Origin of the sequence: Caldimonas taiwanensis NBRC 104434, assembly GCF_001592165.1 — a bacterium.
Lineage (GTDB): Bacteria > Pseudomonadota > Gammaproteobacteria > Burkholderiales > Burkholderiaceae_C > Caldimonas > Caldimonas manganoxidans.
The window spans coordinates 1-20338 of record NZ_BCWK01000011.1 but is presented as its reverse complement, the minus strand read 5'-3'; the positions used below and the strand labels follow the sequence as shown (position 1 = coordinate 20338).

The following is a 20338-nucleotide window of genomic DNA, read 5'->3' as shown; positions in this document are numbered from 1 at the left end:
GCCGCGTCCCGGAATGTGGCGCTCAGGCCACCTTCATCCGGATTGCAACCAGCGCACCAGATCGCGCGCGCTCATCGCCCCCGAGATGCGCCGCAGCTCCTGCCCGCCTTGCAGCAAGACCATCGTCGGAATACTGCGGATGCGATAACGCACCGACGTCTTGGGGTTCTCGTCGCTGTTGACCTTGGCGAACAGCACCCGGCCGCCGAGCTCGCGGGCGGCCTGCTCGAACTGCGGGGCCATCATCCGACACGGCCCGCACCACGGCGCCCAAAAGTCCACCAACACCGGCAGCTCGGTGCGCGAGACCACCGCTTCGAAACTCGCATCGGTCAAAGCCACGGGTTCGGCCGGCAAGAGGGCCTGCTTGCACTGCCCGCACACGGGGGCATCTCCCAAGCGCTCCTCGGGCACGCGATTGAGGGTCAGGCAATGGGGGCAGGCTACCAACATATCGACCTCCGCAACACCACTGGGAGATGGAGGCGAACGGCCGCACGACAAGAGCCGCGCCCATCGACCGAGCAGGGCCTTGGCCGCCGCCCGGCGCGTTCGCGGGGCTGCTGCAGGGCGGCAGGCCTTACTGCGGCTGGAATCCCGTCTTGCGGATGATGTCGGCCCAGACTTGTCGGTAGGCCGCTTCGCGCTGGGCCAGTTGGGGCCCGCTCATGAAGCCCACGTCCAGACCCCAGCCGGTGAGGCGCTGCTTGACCTCGGGCTCGACAATGGTTTTGGCCAATGCCTGGGCGAATGGATCGAGCAGGGCTTGGGGCGTGCCCGCCGGCGCGAAGATGCCGTAAAACGGCAGGTCTTCCAAGCCTTTGAGACCGAGCTCCGAGAACGTGGGCACCTCCGGCAGCACGGCCTGGCGCCGGCCGCCCAGCACCGCCACCACGCGCAGCCGGCCGGCTTTGTGGTGTTCGATGAAATCGGGCACCGAGCCGGTGCCGGCCGCAATCTGGTTGCCCAGCATGTCGCCGATCATCGGCGCGCTGCCGCGATAGGGCACGCTGACCAGGTCCAGGCCGTAGCGTTGCCCCATCACCTTGACCAGGAATTCCGGCGTGGACGCCGGCGCGGGCACGCCGATGCTGGCCTTGCCCTGGCCTTGCGATTTCACCCAGGCCACGTATTCCTCCACGCTCTTGGCCGGCGTGCCGGCCGACAGCGCAAAGGCGTTCACGAAGGTGGCAAATCCGGCCACGGGCACGAAATCACGCGCCGGGTCGTACCCGGGGTTTTTCATCACCAAGGGCAAGATGGTGATGGTGTGGTCGTGCGAGATGAAGAAGGTGCTGCCATCGGGGGGCGCAGCCTTGAGCGTTTGCGCCGCGATCTGCCCGCCGGCACCGGGCTTGTTTTCCACCACCACCGGCCGACCGAGATGCTCCTTGAGCCGATCGGCCAAGGTGCGGGCGATGGCATCGGTGCCGCCACCGGCGGGAAAGCCCACCAGCAGCTTGATGGGCTGCGCCGATTGGGCGTGGGACACGCCTGCGGCGGCCAGCGCGGCGGCCGAGCATGCCGCCAGGATCAGGCGGCGGGTGAACCGGGTTGTCAGCCGGGTTGTCAGAGGCGAGGGCATGCGCGACTCCAGGGCAGTGATGACACGTGTGCGCACTGTAGCGGCTTGCTGCGGCCTCAGCGCAGGAACCGCCCGTCGGGGCCGACGATGGTGATCTCCACCCAATTGGAACCGTGGTGGTTGGTCGGGCTGAAGTTCAGGGGGTTGCCGCCCAGCTCCCAGCCCCGGATGCCCTGGATCGCCCGCACGATGTTGTCGGGAGTGATGTTCGGCGCAGCCCGGCGCAGGGCCTCGATCAAAAAGCGTGCCCCCAGGTAGCCACCGTAGCTGTTGTAGTTCACCGGCACATCGGCCGCGGCGGCTTCGCGGTGAAAGTCGCGCGCCATCGGATGGACCAGCCGCCAGGGGTAGGGCACGACCTGCGTCATCGCCAAACCGCGGGCATCGGCCCCCAGGGCCGGCACCGCGCTGGCCGCCACCGACAAGCTGTAGATCGGCACGTTCAGCCCGGCCTTGGCCGCTTTGACGAAGCCCACCACCGAAGGCCCCACCGCGATCAACAGCACGGCCATGGGCCGCGCCTGTGACAGGGCGGTCGCGGCCTGAGCGGACGTGCTGCCATCGATGGCCAGCGGCGCCGAGGCCACCAAGGTGGCCCCCAGTTCCTTGGTGGCGGCTTCCACCACCGGCATCATCAGCTTGCCGAACTCGTTGTCCTGGTAGGCCACGCCCACGCGGGTCATCTTCAGCGTGACCAGCGTGCGCAACTGGTGCTCCACCTCGTCCTTGAAGCTGGCCTGCGAGGTGAACAGGTAGGGGTGGTGACGCAGCCGCAGCACATGCGCGCCGGTGTAGATGCCCACCAGGGGCACGCGCTTTTCGGCGATGTAGGGCAAGATGGCGGCCACCCCGGCCGTGCTGCCCAAGCCCGTGAGGGCCACCACCTTCTCCTGCTCGACGAGCTGACGCACGTTCTCCACGGTGCGCTGGGTGTCATACGCATCGTCCAACAACACCAGGCGGATGCGACGCCCGTTGATCCCGCCCTTGCGGTTGATTTCCTCGAGGGCCAAACGCTCACCGGCCAGCGGCGGCTGAAAGGCCATGGCCACCGGGCCGGTCAGCGGGGCGCTTTGCCCCACGATGATGTCACCTTCCTGGGCCCCCGCCGGCCACACCCAGCTGCCGCCCACGGCTGCGGCCGCGCCCAGAACCACTCGGCGTCGGGTGAATTGAAGACGTGTCATGCCGGTCTCTCCTCGTCGAGCATCGTGCACCAAGTCGGGCCGGACGGCCCATCGATGTATCAAAGTGTCACGGAAGTGCACGGTCGTTCATATCCGGGATTGTCATGGCCTGCGTGAAGGATGCCGCAGCGCCGTACCCCGATCGCTCCTCCAAAGAGGGGGGGGCGGGACAACCTCGCGACCCCCGGGTTTCTACGGAGTGCCTCTCATTTGTGCTGGGAAACCCCTAGTGCACCACCGGCAGGCTTTCCTTACAGTGCCCGTACTCGCTGCACGCCGCGGCCTCCAGGCCCGGCGCTGCACAGGGCGGGGGACCGAGGAGACACAGAGAAGCACACGAAGAGACTCTGTGACGCACACAAGGAATGTCACAATTCGAGGGCGCCGGCCACAAGCCGGCGCCCTTTGTTTTGGGGCTCGCCCACGCCATCCATGCTCGAATTCCTCGTGGTCACACTGGCCTCGCTGCTGGCCGGTTTTGTCGATGCCATCGTCGGCGGTGGCGGTCTCATTCTGGTGCCGGCCCTGTTCGGGGTGTTTCCCGGTGCAGCCCCGGCCACGCTGTTTGGCACCAACAAAGGGGCTTCGGTCTGGGGCACGGCCTGGGCCACGCTGCAATACAGCCGGCGTGTGAGCCTGGCGTGGACGGCGCTGGCGCCAGCAGCCGTGGCCGCGCTGGCGGGGGGGTTTCTGGGCGCCTGGGCGGTCACGCAGGTGTCTGCCGAGGGCCTGCGCCGCGCCTTGCCTTTCATCCTGGGCGCGGTCTTCCTCTACACCCTGGTCAAGAAAGACCTGGGGCGCCACCACCTGCGCCCCCATCGAGGACGCACCGAAGCCCTGTTGGCCTCGATCATTGGTCTGCTCATCGGCTTTTATGACGGCTTTTTCGGTCCGGGCACCGGCAGCTTCTTCGTGTTTCTGTTCGTGCGGGTGCTGGGCTACGACTTTCTGCACGCCTCGGCCTGCGCCAAACTGCTCAACACCGCCACCAACCTCTCGGCCCTGGCCCTGTTTGCCTGGAAAGGCCATGTGTGGTGGCACTACGCGCTGACCATGGCCGTGGCCAACGTGGCCGGCAGCCTGCTGGGCACACGCCTGGCGCTCAAGCACGGGGCGGGCTTCGTGCGCGTGTTTTTCATCCTGGTGGTGGGCGCCTTGATCCTCAAAACCGGCTGGGATGCCTACGCCGGCGCCTGAGCCCCCCTTCAGGGGGAGAGCCGGCGCCCAGGAAGTCGGCGATGATCACTGGCTGTTGGTCCTTGCGCCTGCTCACGAACCATGGCATGGAACACCCAGACCCGCACCGCCCTGGCCTTTGGCGTGCTGGCGGCGGTGTGCTTTCTGGCCGTGGGATGGATGGCCGCCGAAGATGCCCGTCGGCAGACCTTGGGGGACGCCGGTCGCCATGCCGCGCATCTGGCGCAGCATCTGACCCACAGCCTGGACAAAGGGCTGTACGAACGCATGCGCGAAGTCCGCAACGTGGCCCAACTGGAAGCCGCCACGGCCGACGAAGGACGTTGGCGCCAAGTGCTGCAGCACATGCAATCGAGCCTGCAAGACTATGTCTGGCTGGGCATCACCGATGCGAGCGGCAGCGTGCAAGCCGCCACCGACGGTCTCCTCGAAGGACAAAACGTCTCGCAGCGCCCGTGGTATCGCCAAGCCCTGCAAGGCCCCACCATCGGCGACGTGCATCCGGCGGTCCTGCTGGCGTCTTTGCTGCCCGGACGCGGCGGTCAAGAACCCTTGCGCTTGCTGGATGTGGCCGCCCCGCTGTACCGCGACGGACGCTTGGTGGGCGTGTTGGGTGCACACCTGGACTGGCGCTGGGCGGAAGAGGAAGTGCGCCAGGCGCTGCGGGGCAACCCCGCCGTGCCGGACTTGCAGGTGCTGATCGTCTCGCGCGAAGGCCAGAAGCTGCTGGGCCCCCCCGAGGCCGCGATCGAGGCCTGGGGCGTCCAACGGCTGCACCGCCTGGCGACCGAGGGCCCGGCCGTGCTGGACTGGCCCGACGGGCAGGCGTATCTGACGGCCGCGCAGGCCAGCAGCGGCTACCGCGACTTCCCCGGCCTGGGCTGGACGGTGCTGGTGCGCCAACCGGCCCGCACGGCCTTGCAAGCGGCCCATGACTTACAGATGCGCATCTGGATGATCGGACTGGGCGCGGCCGCCTTGTTCGCCGTGGCCGGCTGGTGGCTCGCCGGGCGGCTGGCAGCCCCGCTGCGCACGATCGCGGCCCGGGCGCGCGCCTTGTCTCAGCGCGCCTTGCCCGACCCGCCGACGCCGGCCGGCGGCGACGAGCTGGCCACGCTGTCGCACGCGCTGGCCGATCTGGTGGCCCAGTTGCGTGAGCGCGAGCGTGAGCTGCTCGAACTCAATGCGTCGCTGGAACAGCGCGTGCGCGAGCGCACCGAGGCCTTGCAGCGCCTCAATGCCGACATGGCCAGCTTCAGCCGCAGCGTGGCTCATGACCTCAAAGGGCCGATCGGCGCGATGGCCGCCGCGGCCCAGCTCATCGAGCAAGAATGCGGCGCGCAGCTGTCTGCCACGCACCGCCAGCTGCTGCATCTCATCGGCGAGGACGGGCATCGGCTGGTGCGGCTGACCGATCAGTTGCTGGTCTTGTCCCGGGTGGACCAACAAGCCTGGACCCCGGCCATGGTGGACATGGAGCCGCTGGTGCGCCAGGTCTTGGCCGAATTGCAAGCCCGACCCGGCACCCAGCTGCCGGACATCCAACTCGAAGCCCTGCCGATGGCCTGGGGCGATGCCGCCTTGCTGCGGCAGGTGTGGGTCAATCTCTTGGCCAATGCCATCAAGTTCACCGGCCCCGTGCCGAACCCGCGCATCGCCATCGGCGCCAGCGTCAGCGACGAGACAGTCACCTACCATGTGCGCGACAATGGCGTGGGCTTCGACATGCAGCGCTACGGCGCCTTGTTCGACCCCTTCCAGCGGCTGCACACCGAGGCCGAATTCGCCGGCTCGGGCGTGGGTCTGTCCATCGTGCGGCGCGTCGTGCAGCGCCACGGGGGGCAGGTGTGGGCCCAGTCCAGCCCCGGCCAAGGCGCTTGCTTTTACTTCAGCCTGCGCTCGGGGCCGCCGCCTCAGGCCCCTTGAACAGCCCCTGGTGCTGCTGACGCAGCAGATTCTTCTGCACCTTGCCCATGGCATTGCGCGGCAGCTCGGATTGCACGAACACCTGCTTGGGCACCTTGTAGTTGGCGATCTGGCGCTTCAGTTGCGCGACGATGGCCTGCGGGTCGAGCTGCGCGCCGGGCTTGGGCACCACCACGGCCACCACGCCTTCGCCAAAGTCTGGATGCGGCACGCCGATCACCGCCGACTCGGCCACGCCGGGCATCTCATTGATATAGCCCTCCACCTCGGCCGGATAGACGTTGTAGCCGCCGCTGATGATGAGGTCCTTGCTGCGGCCCACGATGGTGAGGTAGCCCTTGGCATCGAAGCGGCCCACGTCACCGGTCTTGAACCAGCCGTCGGGCGTGAACTCCTCCTGGGTCTTTTCGGGCATGCGCCAATAGCCCTTGAAGACATTGGGGCCGCGCACCTCGATATTGCCGATCTCGCCCACCGGGCAGCGCAAGCCTTTGTCATCGACCACGCGCACCTCCACGCCGGGCAGGGGCCGGCCCACCGTGCCGCCCACACGTTCGCCATCCTCGGGCTTGCAGGGGTTGGAAGTGAGCATGATGGTCTCGCTCATGCCATAGCGCTCCAGGATGGTGTGGCCGGTGCGCTCACGGAATTCGTGGAAGGTTTCCAGCAACAACGGCGCCGAACCACTGATGAACAGCCGCATGTGGCGGCAGACCTCGCGTCCGAAGCCTGGCTCGGCCAACAAGCGCACGTACATCGTGGGCACGCCCATGAAGACCGTGGCCTGCCGCAGCAGCTCGCACACCCGCTTGGGATCGAACTTGGCGCACCACAGCATCTTGCTGCCATTGATGAGCGCGCCATGCACCGCCACGAACAGGCCGTGCACATGGAAGATCGGCAGCGCATGCAACAGCACGTCGCCGGGCTGCCAATCCCAGTAGCTCTTGAGCGTCAGCGCGTTGCTCAGCATGTTGCCGTGCGTGAGCATGGCCCCCTTGCTGCGCCCCGTGGTGCCGCTGGTGTAGAGAATGGCCGCCAGATCGTCCTCACCCTTGACTGCGGTGTCGTGTTCGTCGCTGTGGTGGGCGGCGCGCTCCAGCAGCGTGCCGGTGCGGTCTTCGTTGAGCGTGAACACATGCTTCGTGCCGGCCTGGAAGGCCAGCTTGCTCACCCAGCCGAAGTTCTTGCCGGTGCACACCACCACGCTGGGCTCGGCATTGCCGATGAAATATTCCAGCTCGCTGTGCTGATAGGCCGTGTTCAGCGGCAGGTACACATAGCCGGCACGCAACGTGGCCAGATACAGCATCAGCGCCTCGACCGATTTCTCGGTCTGCACCGCCACCCGCGCCCCCGCAGGCAGCTCCAGCGAGGCCAGCAAATTGGCCATCATCGCCGTGCCGCGATCGAGGTCGCGCCAGGTGTAGCACAGGCCATCGTCGGTTTCGATGGCGGTGGCATCGCGCTGTGTCGGAAAGGCCGCGCGCAAAGCGGCAAACAAGTTGTGATTGTTCATGTCGTGTGCCATCAGTCAGAGGAGCCCGTGAACTGCGGCTCGCGCCGCTCGATGAAAGCCATCACGCCTTCTCGATGATCGGGATGTGCCGCGTAAGCGAAATGCTCGCGCCGCCATGCCGCATCGAACGCACGACCCAAAGCGATCTGGCGCATCGTGCGCTTGTTCAGACGCGCGGCATGTGGCGCCAGGGCCGCGATGCGGCGCGCGGTGGCCGTGGCTTCGGTGGCGACCTCGGCATCGTCCACCACCCGCTGCACGAACCCACGCTGCATCGCCGTGGCCGCATCAAGCAGCCGCCCTTCCAGCAACATCTCGGCCACGCTGCCGGGGTCGAGCACCCGGCTCAGCACTGCCAATTCATCCGGCGCCATCGGAAAGCCCAGCCGGCCGATCGGCGCGCCCAGGCGGGCGCTGCGCCCAGCGATGCGGATGTCGCAGCACGCGGCGATCTCCAGCCCGCCGCCCACGCACACCCCTTCGATCTGCGCCACCAGCGGCACCTCGCAGTCGAGCAAGGCCTGCAAGGCCGGGGCCACGATGTGTTCATGGAAATGCTGCAGGCTGTCGCGCTCGAAGCGAAACCCCGGCAGCTCGTCGATGTCGGCCCCGGCTGCGAACACCCCGTCCGCACCGCGCAACACCACCGCGCGCAGGCCCGGCTCACGCTGCGGCCAGCCCACGAACACCTCGCGCAAGGCCTCCCACATGCCCACGCTGATGGCATTGAGCTTGCCCGGATTGACGAGCTCCACCACCTGCACCCCCGGCAGCTGCGGATCGGGGGCCACGCCGATGCGTCCGCTCACGATCGCATCAGTCCAGCTTCGCGCCGGAGGCTTTGACCACCGCGGCCCAGCGTTTGATTTCGCTGTTGACGAACTTGCCGAAGGCCTCGCCGTAGAGCTCGGGCACGTCGGTGCCGAGATTGAGCCAGGTTTGCTTCAGCTCCGGCGTGTTCATCACGGCTTTCATCGCGGCGGCCATTTTGTCCACGGCCTCCTTGGGCGTGCCTTTGGGCGCCCACAAGCCGTACCACGTGGACACCACATAGTCCGGCATGCCGGCTTCGGCCGCCGTCGGAATGTCCGGGAACGCGGCGGCCCGCTTGGGCGCAGCCACCGCGATGGCCTTGATGCGGCCGCCGCGGATGTGCCCGGCCGACGAGCCCAAGCCGTCGAAAGCCATGTCCACCTGCCCGGCGATCAAATCCTGCAACATCGGGCCGGCGCCGCGGTAAGGGATGTGCGTGATGAACGTCTTGCTCTGCATCTTGAACAGCTCACCGGCCAGGTGATGCGAGGAGCCATTGCCGGCCGAGCCGTAGTTGCGCTTGCCCGGGTTGGCACGCAGATCGGCCAACAGCTCCGGCAGCGTGTTGGCCGCCACCTTGCCCGGATGCACCACGATCACCTGCGGCACGTTGGACACCAGACCCACCGGCACGAAGTCTTTTTCGATGTCGTAGTCGAGCTTCGGGTACATCGACGGGGCGATCGCGTGGTGCGCACCGCCCATGAAGAAGGTGTAGCCATCGGGGGCCGCGCGCGCGGCAATGCCCGCGCCCACCGTGCCGCCGGCACCGGCTTTGTTCTCCACCAACACCTGCTGACCCAGCTGCTTGGTCAGCGCCGCCGACAGCGGGCGGGCAAAGGCATCGGTGCCGCCTCCGGCAGGAAAGGGCACGATGATCGTCACCGGCTTGGTCGGCCAGCCGCCCTGGGCCAGGGCCAGGGGCGTGGCCACGCCGGTGACGGCCAAGGCCGCTGCGGCCGCCAAGGCGCGCAAACTCTTGCGGCGAGGCAAATCGTTCATGGGCATGTCTCCTTCTTCGAGGTTGGATCGTCGTGGTGTGATCACAGCAAACGCTGCAGGGCTCGCGAGGCCACGACCTCGCCGTGGACGAAACGCTCGTGGTGGTCTTCGATGTGGCGCAGATCGTAGAGGTAGTTCACCATCAGGCCCAAGGACTGTTTCAGTCCTTTACGAGACAAGTCGCCAGCCCAGTTCAGCCGCTCCAGGCGCGCGCCATTGCCCAGGTGGAACTTGGCCACCGGGTCGCCACGCGGCGTGACCGACTCATGCGCCAGGTAAAACGCCGCCAGCAGGCTCAGGGCCTCGCGCAGCGGCTCGCTGGCCTGCTGCGGCTGCACGGCCGACCAAGCGCCTGGCTCGCCGCCATGCTGCACCAAGGCCGCCAGGGCCTGCAGCAGGCGCGCCTTCAGCTTGGGCGGCAGGTCCTCGCGCTCGCGCAAGCCTGGTGCGTGCTGGTTCAGCCACGCCACGAAGCCCGGGATCGGCGACAGCGTGCAAAAGGTGCGCAGCTGCGGAAATTCACGCTGCAGATGCTCGGCCACCCGTTTGATCAAGAAGTTGCCCAGCGACACCCCCTTGAGCCCCGGTTGACAGTTGCTGATGGAGTAGAACGTGGCCACCCTGTACTGGCGCTCATCGGTTTGCGGCGGGCTGCGCACATCGATCAGCGGGCCCACGGCGGCAGGCATCTCGGCCACCAGCGCCACTTCCACGAAGATCAAAGGCTCGCCGGGCAGTTGCGGGTGAAAGAACGCAAAGCAGCGGCGATCGGGCTGCAAGCGGCGGCGCAGATCGGCCCAGCCGTCGATCTCGTGCACCGCCTCGTGCTGGATGATCTTCTCCAACAGCGCCGCCGGCGAGCGCCAGTCCACCTGCTCCATCTGCAAAAAGCCCGGGTTGAACCACGAGGACAACAGGTGCAGAAAATCGGCCTCCACCGCGGCCAAGTCGGGGTGGGTCTTCAGCAGCTCCAGCAGCGTGCGCCGCATCTCCACGATCACGGCCGTGCCGCCGCTGGCGCGGTTGAGCCGCCGCAGCAGCTCCTGGCGCGGCGGCTCGGCCGCGTGGATGAGCGCCATCAAGCGCGTGGCCTCGGGCGCCTCGGCATAGCGCTGGGCGGCCTCGAGCACGGCCTTCGGATCGGGGCCGAAATCGCTGTCCAGCAGCTTGAAAAAGGCCAGGCGCTGCTCGGCCGTCAAGCCGGCATACAAGGCCAGCACCTCCTGGGCAATGGCCACGCTGTTGGACTCGCCGCGCTCGGACAGCAACCGTCGGCAGCCGTCCACCACCTGCGAGAGCAAACGCGCCTGAGCCCGCGCCGAGCGGCCGGGGGGTCGGCCAGGGCGGCCCCGCTGGGCCATGCGAGACAACAACATCATCGAGCCTCCCGTGACGTGAAGGGAACGCTGGGCGCCGCTGCGGCTTGCGCGCCCTCCGCTTCGGCCGCCCGTAGCGCCTGCAGCGCGTGCAACTGCGCCATCAAATGGTCATGCATCAAGCGCTCGGCACGGGGCGCATCGCGCTGCACCAGCGCTTCGATCAACGCCCGGTGCTCGGCGATCGAAGCCTCCAGCCGCCCCGGCCAGTGCAGCTGGCGGCCGCGCAGCATGCGCATGAATTTGCGCAGCTCTTGGGTGACGCGGTCCAGCCAGCGATTGCCGGCCAAGGCTTGCACACGGGTGTGAAACGCATGGTTGGCACGGTAATAGGCGTTCACGTCGCGGGCCGCGGCAGACACCTCCAAGTCCTCGTGCAGACGCTGCAGCTCGGCCAGCTCGGCGTCCGTGGCGCGCAGCGCCGCCTCATAGGCGCAGCGCCCCTCCAACAGCGCCATCACCGGGAACAACTGCTGCGCATCGTCCTCCGACAGCTCCGTCACCTGACAGCCGCGACGCGGCACCGCCGTCACCAAGCCTTCGGCGGCCAAAACCTTGAGCGCCTCGCGCAAGGGCGTGCGGCTGATGCCCCATTCGGCCGCCAGCGCCTTCTCGTCCACCCAAGCCCCCGGCGCCAGCCGCCGCTCGAAGATCAACGTGCGCAGCCGCGCGGCGACCTCCTCGTGCAAGGTCGTCGGCCGGATCGCGCTGTGCAGCTCGCTGAGATCGGTCATCGTCGGCCCGGCGCCGGCCCCATGCCGGCGCACATGGTCCGACGATAGATCAAAAATCCATAATTACAAATTACGGAAGAACCCTGATCAGCCCCCGCCCCCCGTCCCCCCGCATCCTCGCTGGCCGCCGCAGCGGCGCTCCGGGGCCCGAGGGGATGACCTCCAAATCGGGGGGATGCGAGCACCCGCGGCGCGCTAGCGCCTCGAGCAGCCGGGCCCTATGCTTGCCACAGCCTCGACCGCGCCGCCCGGCATGCCGCACGAACGCCTCAGCCGCCACATCACCGCCACCTACATGAGCCTGCGCTTGGGGCTTGCCCTGCTGTCTGTGGCCTTGCCACCGGCGCTGGCCCTGGCCGGCGCCTGGCTGGGTGGCCTGCCCTTGCAGCCATCCATGAGCGCTTACTATCACGCTGGTGGCGGCGTGGTGCGCGACCTGTTCGTCGGCACGCTGTGCGCGGTGGCCGCGGGCCTGCATCTGTACAAGGGCATCACCCGCCTGGAAAACCAAGCGCTCAACCTGGCCGCCGTGCTGTTGGTCGGCGTCGCGCTCGTGCCCATGGCCTGGGAGTGCGGCGCCGCCTGCCCCAAGGTGTCGCTGCACGGCACGTTCGCGGCCCTGTTTTTCATGGCCATTGCTTACGTGTGCCTGTTTCGCGCCGCCGACACCCTGAGCCTTCTACCCGACCCGGCCCTGGCACGACGCTACCGCCGCACTTACCACGCCCTGGGCCTGGCGATGGTCCTCGCACCGGCGGCCGCCTTCGCTCTGGGCTGGTGGTTGGAGCGCAGCACCGGCCATCGCTGGACGCTGTTCCTCGCCGAAGCCGCCGGCGTGTGGAGCTTTGCCGCTTACTGGCTCGTCAAAACCTTCGAGATGCGCCGCACCCACGCCGACAGCCGGGCCGCCGAAGGCCAATTGGCCGTGCCCGAGCACGGGGTGGGCGATGCATTCAAGGCGCTGGCCGTGCAGGAACTGAAGCGCTGACTGAAGCGCTGACCCATGGCGCAGGGGCCTTGCGCGCAGGCCCTGCAGGGGGTGGGGCCGTCCCCAACGGCGCGCAAGCGTCGCTCGCGCAGCCCTCCACCGCCCGGCCCAGACGGCCCGCCGCAGCCGGCCTCCTGGGGTTCAGTCGATCTGCAGCGGTGCAAACCCTTTGACCAGCTCGTCGATCGCCTTCATCTGCGTCAGGAACGCCTCGAGCTTGTCCAGCGGCAAGGCGCTGGGGCCGTCGCACTTGGCCTGGTCGGGGTTGGGGTGGGCCTCGAGAAACAGGCCGGCCAGCCCCACGGCCATGCCGGCGCGGGCCAGTTCGGCCACCTGCTGGCGGCGCCCGCCCGAGGCCGCCCCGCCCGGGTCGCGTTGCTGCAGTGCATGCGTCACATCGAAGATCACCGGCAAATCCCCCGTGACCTTCTTCATCACGCCAAAGCCCAGCATGTCCACCACCAGGTTGTCATAGCCGAAGCAGGTGCCGCGGTCGCACACGAGGATGTTCTCGTTGCCCGCCTCGCGAAACTTCTCGACGATGTGCTGCACCTGCGAAGGGCTCAAAAACTGCGGCTTCTTGATGTTCACCACCCGGCCCGTGCGGGCCAGCGCCACCACCAAGTCGGTCTGGCGCGCCAAAAAGGCAGGCAGCTGCAGCACGTCCACCACCTCGGCCACCGGCTGGGCCTGCCAAGGTTCATGCACATCGGTGAGCACGGGCACACCGAACTGCGCCTTCACCGCCTCGAAGATCTTCAGCCCTTCGTCCAGCCCTGGGCCGCGGTAAGAATGGATGGACGAGCGATTGGCTTTATCGAAACTGGCCTTGAACACGTAAGGAATGCCCAGCTTCGTGGTCACGCGCACATATTCCTCGCAGGCGCGCAAGGCCAGGTCGCGCGACTCCAGCACATTGATACCGCCGAACAAGACAAAAGGGCCGTCATTGCGGCATTGGATGGATGGGGAAATGGCAACAACCATGGCGGTATCTCAAGAGCATGACATGCGGCCCCCGATTGTCGCACCGCAGCGCAGCGGCCAAGGCCTTGCGCGCCGGCCTGGCGCGATGAAAGGCCCGTGCGTTCAGGCCTGGGCGCCGGGCGCCGAACGCGGCTGGCGGAGCGGCTCCTGCGGCTCGGCCAAAGAGGAGAAGTCCGCGTCGTTCATTGCCGCACCCGACCCAGGCGCAGCCTCGCCGCCCGCGTACAGCGGGGCCTGCTGCGGCGGCGGCTCATCGGCCCAAGGCTGGCTGGGCATGGACCCCTGGAACTCGGCCACCAGCCCGGCGGCGCCGGCTGCTGCGGCCGCCTGCCGCAGCAGCTGAAGCGCCGGCGCGTCCGCATAAAAACTCGCGTTGATCTGCGTGTGACGGATCAAATACGCGCGAAAGCGCCGGAACAGCGCCGCGTCCACCTTTCCGGGCGCTTGCCAGAACGCGCTCAGCGGCCCGGGGTGCACCAGCCCCGGCACGGCATAGAAGCAATCGCCCAAAGTGATCACAGGCGCATGGTGGAACAGGGCTTGCAGCCCCACGGTGCTGTTGACCACCACCACCCCGCGCGCGTGCTTCAACAACGTGGGCAAGTGCAAGTCATGCACATAGCGCACCCGGCCTTGCAGCCCGAGCTGGCGCGCCAGCTGATCGATGAAGCGGCCATAGTCCACATACGCCCGGTCCATCGGGTGGTGTTTGATCACCAAACCATGCTCGGCACTGGCGTGCTGCGCAAAAGAGTGCATCACCTGACGGATCACCTCCCGCACATCGTCGAACGGCGAGTGATGCACGATCTGGCTGTCGTTGTGCACCTGCAGCGGCAGCAAAAACCAGCGCTTGCTGCGCTGCGGTGAACACAAGTCCTCCAGCACGCCACGCTGCTGCCAGGCGCGCGCCCATTTGCGCCAGCCCCCGCGCAGCCAACACCAGCCCTGGTGCAGCGGATTCATCGGCCGGTGATACACGTGGTGCGGATACCAGGGCTTGCCCAGCGTCATGGCCAGGCAGTACATCGTGGCGATCCAGGCCATGCGCCAGAAGCTTTGGCCCGTGGGCACCGGCTCTGGGAGCCGCTCATCCGGGCGGGCCGCATAGAAGGCCGCCTCGCGCGGCAGGCCGGAGTCGCCGTTCACCCCTTCGCGCTCCAAGGTGATGTAGTCGGGGCGCAGATAGCCCTCTTCGAACACATACACCGGCACCCCCTGCGCCCGTGCCACGGCGCGGGCCACGCGATGCACCGGGCGAGCTTGCCCAAACAGCACCACGGCATCGATGCGCTTGACCGTCAGCAGCGAAGCCAACCAATCGTCCCAGGCTTGCAGCCGGCCACGGTAGTCGATCGCGCCGGATCGGCGATAGAACCAGCGATCCCCCCCATTGAAATTGACCTTGATCACCCGGGCGCCAGCGGCTTCGAGCACCTCGGCCAAGCGGGCGAAAAACGGCCCCATCGGCCCTTGAAGCAAGAGCACGCGTCGGCGCGTCAGCAACTCGTGCAAAGGAGATTCAGCACACATCGGGCAAGGTCACACCAGGGATCAAACGCCCCAAGCCGCGGCAGTGGGGCCATCGTGAAAGAGGCCGTATTGTCTTCGTTTCAATGTGTCTTGGGAGCCATCATCCCCCCTTGGGGGGATGAGTCGGGTGACCTCTGAGAAAAATTCAATGCAAAATGCAAGCCACGCCAGCAAGCCACCCAAGTCACGGCCAGCCACGCGCACAGGCGTGGCACCACCGGCCCACACGGGGCCCTGAAGCCACGCCCTAGCGGGCCGCAAACGCTCAAGCCCCCGCCCAGCGCCGCCAGCCCAGCAGCCAGCGCCAAAGCCGGCGCCACGCGGGCGGCCGACGGGGCCCGAGCAGCTTCCATGCCAGCAGCTCGTCGAGCGCCCGCTCCGGCGTGGTGAACGCGCCCGTGGTGCGGCTGACATAGGTGGGGTACGAGATCAACACCCCGGCCACCAGTTCGTCCAAGCACAGCCGCCGCTGCCGTCGCGGCATGGGCCAATGATCCTGCGTCAAGCCCCAGCCGGCATAGAACGGGCAGCCATAGGTCACCACCTTGCGGCCGCGCAGCAGCGCCTCGAAACCCGCCAGCGACGTCAGCACATGCACCTCGTCCACCTGGTCCAGCAGCTCGTGCATAGGCGCATCCACCACGATCTCGTCGCAGTAATGGCGGGCTTGACCTTCCCCCTGGCCGGCGCGGCGCAGCCGGGCGACCACATCGGGATGAGGCTTGTACACCACGTGCGCATCGGGCACAGCGGCCCGCACCGCTTGCAGCAAGCCCAAATTGGTGCGCAGGCCTGGCGCGCCCAACGCAATGGCCGCATCGCTTTCCACCTGGCCGGGCACCAGCACCACCCGGCGCGCCCCCGCCGGACGGCGCCAGCCGCCTTGCCCCACGTTGTACTTGGTGATGCCCTGGGCACAGATGCGCTCGCGCAAGGCCCTCGCGCGGGCCAGCACAGGCGGCTCGAAGCTGGCCGTGGCCAGCAAGTGCTCCAAGTCCGACGGCGCGCTGGCGTCGTAGTAGATGCCGCGCCGATCCATCACCCACGACAGCGGCCGCACCAACTCGGCGCCCAGCCCGACCGAGCGCAAAAAACCGTCCTCCAGACGCACCAGCGCCAAGCCGCGCGCGCGAGCCTGCGCCACCTCGCGCCGCCCCCACACCGCCAGCGTGCCTTGCGGCGGCACTTGTTCGGCCCGCCGCACGAACTGCACCTCGCTGCCCGCGAAAAACGCCCGCACGATCGGCTTTTTCCAGCGCGAAAACCCCAGCGCGTACACCCGAGGCGGGAAGCGCTCGCGCATGCGGCGCTGCAAAGCCATCCACTGCATCAAGCGCTCAGGCTCGCAGCGCTGGCCGGTTTCAGGGTCCAGGTAGCGCGGGTACTCGATCAACGCCGCGTGCACGAGGTCGTCCAGCCCCACCGGACGGCGGCGATCGGGCGGGGGCAGCTCGTCGCCCGTCAGCCCCCAGCCGGCATAGAACGGCATGCCAAAGCAGCGCACCGGCCGACCCCACAGCAGCGCCTCGAAGCCCATCTGCGAAGTCACGGTGTAGACCATGTGGGCCGCTTCGAGCAATGCGCAAGGGTGGGCGTCGCTGGCGAGCACGCGCACCCGCGCCGCCTGCCCGGGCGTCAAGGCGTCGAAATGCCCACGCTTGCGCCCGGCGATCACGTCCGGGTGCACCTTGAGCAGCACCGGCAGGTGAGGATGTTCGTCGAGCGCCGCCTCGAGCATGCGCGCGAAGCTCCCCGCATCCGCCAGGCCGTAGGTGATGGACGCATCGCCGTAGGTCTGATCCACCACCAGCGCGAAGGGCCCCTCCAGGGGAGGCGGCACCTCGCGCGCATGGTTGTACTTGGACAGGCGCCCTTCGCACCACGAGGCGCGCAGCGCGGCCGCCCGCAAGCACTCGTCTTGCCCGTGGGGCCGCGCGATCAACGCCTCGATTCGAGAGGGAGAGGAAGCGTCGTAGTAGATGCCCAGGTCGTCGAGCACGATGGACAAGGGCGGGTCCTGGTTCCCGAGCCCCACCGACCGCAAGAAACCGTCTTCGGCACGCCACACGGGCAGCCCGTGGCGGGAAGCGAACGCCTCGGCCACGCGCGCGCTTGGTTTGCGGCCCCAGGCGAGGACCGCGTCCAGGCCTTCGACAGCAGGCCGGCGGCTCATGCGCAGCTCGACATCGCCGAGCAACGCCGACAAGGTGTCCACCCGCTGCAGGCCTGGCGTGAGGACGGCCAAGCAGCGGGCCAGGGGGGGTGCAGAGGTCAAAGTCTTGGCAGGGTGAACAAGAAGATCTGGCGGGATTGTGCGCGACGACAGCCGTGGCTCAGCATCGTCGAGAGCGGCATCGGCGGGCGCCCGCGCCGGCCCGTCGTCGGGTAGTGCGGCTCGATTACTGCCAGCAGCGCTGCCCAAGGCACGACCTTCTCCATCTCGGCCAGGAAGCGCTCCCGGCGAGTCTGTTTCTTCTTCCGTTCGAAAGCCAGCGAGGCGAAGGTCGTTTGCTTCATGGTGGCAGCGCGGGTTATGACCTCAGTATTTTACCGGCTCTGAATAGAGCAGAGCTTCCCTAAGGAATCCCTCATTAGTCCAAGCGCCCCACATTACTCCTCTATAATGCTTAAGGTCAGATCTCGGCCTTTACGTTCAGCCAAGAAAACTGAGGGCCTGAAAGATTTAAGAGAACCTCTCTCGATCCCATCCTCCAGTGCAGTCAACGTAGAGTCGACATCCTCAAAATTGATACTCGACAGCTCCGAGTTCAGTTCATAACGCCACCACTGAACCCTTTCAAGTCGCTGAATGATTTCCGTATTAAACCGAAAGCGCAACACCTTCGCGGGGACGCCACCTACGATTGCATAAGGTGGGACATCCTGATTGACGAAAGCTGCCCCAGCAACAACCGCGCCATCTCCGATTCGAACGCCCTGCTTAATGATCGCATTCCGTCCAATCCAAACGTCGTTGCCCACCACAGTCGAGGCGGAGTTTCCCCGAAAGCGAAGATCATTGCGGGCGAATTTCTTCCACTCAGGGCTACCATCAAAATAGCGCACTCCATCGAACTGGAAGGGGTGCGAACTTAGCCAACCTAAAGGATGCTCGGCTGGCCCGATTGCTACGTTCGCTGCAATCGAGCAAAAGCGTCCGATCTCTGCATTGCGAATCTCAGATCCTGCGCCAATATAGGTGAAAGCGCCCAGGCGACAGTTTCCGATCAGGCTTGCATTGCTCAAGCGTGCGGGGCTCTCGTAAAAGAGTTTTCCTCCAATTTGATGAATCGAACTGGATAACTGCAGACCAGTTTCCTGGATAAAAACTAAGCTCTCTCGGCCGGGCTCAAGCAGCGCGACTTGCTTCACTTTCAGCTCTCCTTCGCAACTATCCAACAACTCGATACCAATACTTGACTAGGCGGTTATTTGAATCTTCGAAGAAGGCCTTGCGATCCCTCTTGTATTTCTCGTACTTTCTCTTGCTCGCCACTGTTCGAATGAGAATATCTTCTAAAAAGCGACGTGACGTAGCATCGCAGGTGGTGTTTGAATTAACCTGTTCGGCGATCACGGCACCTGGCGTTTTTTGGGGCACCGATTGCACCGGCGCTGCCTTCTTTGGCGGACTACCCTTCTCCTGAGCAAATACAGCCATCGCGCCCTGCTTCCAAACCGAGTCCGAGAGAGCCCGTTTTCCAGAAGGGTGAATGATGTACTTCTTTGAAATACCGCCCAGGGCATCCTCGAAGTAGTGTCCAACAAGTAGCTGGGCATCGACCGCGCTCGGAGACTCAAAGTACGAGGCGAGCGCTCGCTCACCCAAGAAGGGGTCAATCCAGATCTGTTCTTTCACGCGGCCGTATTCGCCTGCGAAATCACGCGCAAACTGAATGCAGCCTTGGTGAACCTCCTCGATGAACTGACGCCTGACCCCGTGATTCTCATCAACCCGGAAAACGGGCACCAAGCTAGCGCCTTGGCGCTCAATCCTGATGAGGCTGCCCTCGACATGACATGTGAGGTATTCGAGCAGCTGGCGGTGATTCACCACCGTGCTTGGGTGCCCGGCGGCAAGGAGATCACCCATGAAAGCCCACAGCCGGTGCCCCTTCTGTTTCCAGAGTTCAGCCCCCTGAAGCGTGGCGTAGTAGTAGCCGTTAAGCGGGCGCCCGAGCAGGCTACCCAAAGCGCCCTGCATGTTCCCCTTCCAGCCAATGTCAACCACACCTGGGTTTGATTCGGCAGCAAGGCCAGCACGGTCTAGATAGTCCAGATACGCGGCTCTCTCGTCACGGGCTGCCTGCAGAATGGCATCCGCGTTGAGACTACACAGCCGCGAGAACTTCATCCTCTCAGTGGCGGTGGTATCAAGCAAATCGCCAGCGCCGGCATATCCGGCATCGCTCCATGCATCGGCCGTGACCTCTGTCGCCGACAGCCCGAATCGGTTCTCAATCAGCTCTCCCACTGCGACGCCGGCTTGATACGGGTGCCCCGCCAGGGCCAGCACATCGCCGACGCCCCGCAGACTCGCTACGCGCGTCGCCCGGCGTGATGCGTACAGGTAGGCGGATGGCGGTGCATCCGGATCATCACCATGAAGTGCGTCATAGACCTGCTTCAGCAGCCATCCTTCGCGCGACAGAAAGTAAAGCCGCGTTATCGCATCTCGTCGACTCTGGCGCCCAAGCCAAAGCATGAAGCCCGTAACCAAAGGACCCAGTCCCGCATAGCCAAGGTGATGCGCATTGCCCTGGAAGTGGGTGGTCTTCTCGTTCTCTCCGGATGGCGAATCGAAAAGTGCATGTGCCGTCAAGCCTGCGATCGCACTGCGCGCCCGCTCACCGACACCGGATTTGGGGGGATAGATGACCTTGTAGAAGTCGTTCCCGCGCATTCGATCAACCGCCCGAAGCAGGCGGAAGGTCTTCATTCCTCGGGCTTGTGCCTGCTCGATATCGGCAACCTTGTTGTCACCGACGTGCAGCACCCTCTGCCCCTTTAGTTGGATGGAGTCCAGCACCAGATCAAAAAGCCCCCCTTCCTTCTTTCTCACTCCATGCTCGCTTGAAAGGAATAGCCTCTTGTAATCACGGTAGCCAGTCTTTTCAAGCATGCGCTCAATCACATCTCTTGAGAGATACATGTCAGATATGAGATAAATCGGTTTTCTGCTCGACCGCGCAATGCTCCAGCAGCGCTGACCGAAGGCACGCGGTTGCACGAGCGCTATCTCCAGATCGATCTCAGCCTCTATCAAACGCTCGATCTCTTGCTCGCCAAGGCCGTAATGTTGGCGAATAGTGCAGTAGATCTCCTCAAGACTAATCTCCCCCTTATCAGTCGCTTCGCGAGTCGACACCTCTGCGTTAAGCCTGACACGCGCGAAATCCTCTGCAACACCCTGAGTAATCTCGAGCGCTTTCTTCTCCAGATACTTGTATGCGTCGGCAGGAACCTCAGTAGTCGGCCCTGCAAAACGACC

16 protein-coding genes and 1 pseudogene are annotated in these 20338 nt (G+C 65.9%); 3 read left to right on the top strand and 14 right to left on the bottom strand.

Annotated features, from left to right (window positions below):
- Nucleotides 1-33 precede the first annotated feature (33 nt).
- The 3 genes from trxC to CTA01S_RS10645 form a co-directional block, all read right to left on the bottom strand.
- The gene (gene trxC / locus CTA01S_RS10655) at nucleotides 34-453 is read right to left on the bottom strand and encodes a thioredoxin TrxC (RefSeq protein ID WP_019562086.1); all 420 of its coding nucleotides are present in this window, start codon (nucleotides 451-453) and stop codon (nucleotides 34-36) included.
- A 127-nt stretch (nucleotides 454-580) separates the two neighbouring features.
- Nucleotides 581-1585, bottom strand: coding sequence for a Bug family tripartite tricarboxylate transporter substrate binding protein (locus tag CTA01S_RS10650; RefSeq protein WP_062195414.1), 1005 nt, complete (start codon nucleotides 1583-1585; stop codon nucleotides 581-583).
- 56 nt (nucleotides 1586-1641) lie between these two features.
- The gene (locus CTA01S_RS10645) at nucleotides 1642-2772 is read right to left on the bottom strand and encodes an ABC transporter substrate-binding protein (RefSeq protein WP_062195412.1); all 1131 of its coding nucleotides are present in this window, start codon (nucleotides 2770-2772) and stop codon (nucleotides 1642-1644) included.
- Nucleotides 2773-3204: 432 nt separating this feature from the next.
- On the opposite strand from CTA01S_RS10645, the gene CTA01S_RS10640 reads away from it, so the two are divergent.
- Complete coding sequence (locus tag CTA01S_RS10640) at nucleotides 3205-3969, top strand: sulfite exporter TauE/SafE family protein (protein WP_062195584.1); 765 nt, start codon at nucleotides 3205-3207, stop codon at nucleotides 3967-3969.
- Nucleotides 3970-4050: 81 nt separating this feature from the next.
- Nucleotides 4051-5895, top strand: coding sequence for an ATP-binding protein (locus CTA01S_RS10635; RefSeq protein WP_062195407.1), 1845 nt, complete (start codon nucleotides 4051-4053; stop codon nucleotides 5893-5895).
- Here CTA01S_RS10635 and CTA01S_RS10630 read toward each other — a convergent pair.
- Genes CTA01S_RS10630 through CTA01S_RS10610 form a run of 5 tightly spaced genes read right to left on the bottom strand, consistent with a single transcriptional unit; the run spans nucleotide 5858 to nucleotide 11339 of the window.
- Entirely contained in the window at nucleotides 5858-7414 is a 1557-nt protein-coding gene (locus CTA01S_RS10630; RefSeq protein WP_019562081.1) for a malonate--CoA ligase, read from the bottom strand. The two genes, CTA01S_RS10635 and CTA01S_RS10630, sit on opposite strands and share 38 nt — an antisense overlap.
- An 11-nt stretch (nucleotides 7415-7425) precedes the next feature.
- Nucleotides 7426-8223 (bottom strand): enoyl-CoA hydratase/isomerase family protein, encoded by a 798-nt coding sequence (locus CTA01S_RS10625; protein ID WP_019562080.1) that lies wholly within the window; start codon nucleotides 8221-8223, stop codon nucleotides 7426-7428.
- A gap of 7 nt (nucleotides 8224-8230) precedes the next feature.
- Nucleotides 8231-9229, bottom strand: a complete 999-nt coding sequence (locus CTA01S_RS10620; protein WP_062195582.1) for a Bug family tripartite tricarboxylate transporter substrate binding protein — start codon at nucleotides 9227-9229, stop codon at nucleotides 8231-8233.
- A 41-nt stretch (nucleotides 9230-9270) separates the two neighbouring features.
- Nucleotides 9271-10608: a malonyl-CoA decarboxylase gene (locus tag CTA01S_RS10615; RefSeq protein ID WP_232301046.1), complete on the bottom strand. Its 1338-nt coding sequence runs from the start codon at nucleotides 10606-10608 to the stop codon at nucleotides 9271-9273.
- Nucleotides 10605-11339, bottom strand: coding sequence for a GntR family transcriptional regulator (locus tag CTA01S_RS10610; RefSeq protein ID WP_062195404.1), 735 nt, complete (start codon nucleotides 11337-11339; stop codon nucleotides 10605-10607). Before CTA01S_RS10610 ends, CTA01S_RS10615 begins: the two co-directional genes overlap by 4 nt.
- 220 nt (nucleotides 11340-11559) lie before the next feature.
- Between CTA01S_RS10610 and CTA01S_RS10605 the strand changes: the two genes are divergently transcribed.
- Complete coding sequence (locus CTA01S_RS10605; RefSeq protein ID WP_157451350.1) at nucleotides 11560-12327, top strand: hypothetical protein; 768 nt, start codon at nucleotides 11560-11562, stop codon at nucleotides 12325-12327.
- 141 nt (nucleotides 12328-12468) lie between these two features.
- Here the strand turns inward: CTA01S_RS10605 and kdsA are convergent, their stop codons facing one another.
- The 6 genes and pseudogenes from kdsA to CTA01S_RS10580 all read right to left on the bottom strand — a co-directional run.
- Nucleotides 12469-13314 (bottom strand): 3-deoxy-8-phosphooctulonate synthase, encoded by an 846-nt coding sequence (gene kdsA, locus CTA01S_RS10600; protein ID WP_019562075.1) that lies wholly within the window; start codon nucleotides 13312-13314, stop codon nucleotides 12469-12471.
- Between the two features lie 102 nt (nucleotides 13315-13416).
- Nucleotides 13417-14847 carry a capsule polysaccharide biogenesis protein gene (locus CTA01S_RS10595; protein ID WP_083932494.1) on the bottom strand — a complete coding sequence of 477 codons (1431 nt, stop codon included), beginning with the start codon at nucleotides 14845-14847 and terminating at the stop codon, nucleotides 13417-13419.
- A 265-nt stretch (nucleotides 14848-15112) separates the two neighbouring features.
- Nucleotides 15113-17092 carry a capsule polysaccharide biogenesis protein gene (locus CTA01S_RS10590; RefSeq protein WP_232301045.1) on the bottom strand — a complete coding sequence of 660 codons (1980 nt, stop codon included), beginning with the start codon at nucleotides 17090-17092 and terminating at the stop codon, nucleotides 15113-15115.
- An 89-nt stretch (nucleotides 17093-17181) separates the two neighbouring features.
- Nucleotides 17182-17364: pseudogene (locus CTA01S_RS10585) on the bottom strand (transposase); the annotation flags it as partial.
- Between the two features lie 93 nt (nucleotides 17365-17457).
- Entirely contained in the window at nucleotides 17458-18219 is a 762-nt protein-coding gene (locus CTA01S_RS16470) for a CatB-related O-acetyltransferase (RefSeq protein WP_157451349.1), read from the bottom strand.
- Between the two features lie 19 nt (nucleotides 18220-18238).
- The coding region (locus tag CTA01S_RS10580; protein ID WP_157451348.1) for an HAD-IA family hydrolase at nucleotides 18239-20338 on the bottom strand (2100 nt) is incomplete at its 5' end.

Excerpts from the sequence above, each read along its gene's own strand:
- trxC (WP_019562086.1), bottom strand. The coding sequence starts at position 453 with ATGTTGGTAGCCTGCCCCCATTGCCTGACCCTCAATCGCGTGCCCGAG.
- CTA01S_RS10650 (WP_062195414.1), bottom strand. The coding sequence starts at position 1,585 with ATGCCCTCGCCTCTGACAACCCGGCTGACAACCCGGTTCACCCGCCGC.
- CTA01S_RS10645 (WP_062195412.1), bottom strand. The coding sequence starts at position 2,772 with ATGACACGTCTTCAATTCACCCGACGCCGAGTGGTTCTGGGCGCGGCC.
- CTA01S_RS10640 (WP_062195584.1), top strand. The coding sequence starts at position 3,205 with ATGCTCGAATTCCTCGTGGTCACACTGGCCTCGCTGCTGGCCGGTTTT.
- CTA01S_RS10635 (WP_062195407.1), top strand. The coding sequence starts at position 4,051 with ATGGCATGGAACACCCAGACCCGCACCGCCCTGGCCTTTGGCGTGCTG.
- CTA01S_RS10630 (WP_019562081.1), bottom strand. The coding sequence starts at position 7,414 with ATGAACAATCACAACTTGTTTGCCGCTTTGCGCGCGGCCTTTCCGACA.
- CTA01S_RS10620 (WP_062195582.1), bottom strand. The coding sequence starts at position 9,229 with ATGAACGATTTGCCTCGCCGCAAGAGTTTGCGCGCCTTGGCGGCCGCA.
- CTA01S_RS10615 (WP_232301046.1), bottom strand. The coding sequence starts at position 10,608 with ATGATGTTGTTGTCTCGCATGGCCCAGCGGGGCCGCCCTGGCCGACCC.
- CTA01S_RS10610 (WP_062195404.1), bottom strand. The coding sequence starts at position 11,339 with ATGACCGATCTCAGCGAGCTGCACAGCGCGATCCGGCCGACGACCTTG.
- CTA01S_RS10605 (WP_157451350.1), top strand. The coding sequence starts at position 11,560 with ATGCTTGCCACAGCCTCGACCGCGCCGCCCGGCATGCCGCACGAACGC.
- kdsA (WP_019562075.1), bottom strand. The coding sequence starts at position 13,314 with ATGGTTGTTGCCATTTCCCCATCCATCCAATGCCGCAATGACGGCCCT.
- CTA01S_RS10595 (WP_083932494.1), bottom strand. The coding sequence starts at position 14,847 with ATGTGTGCTGAATCTCCTTTGCACGAGTTGCTGACGCGCCGACGCGTG.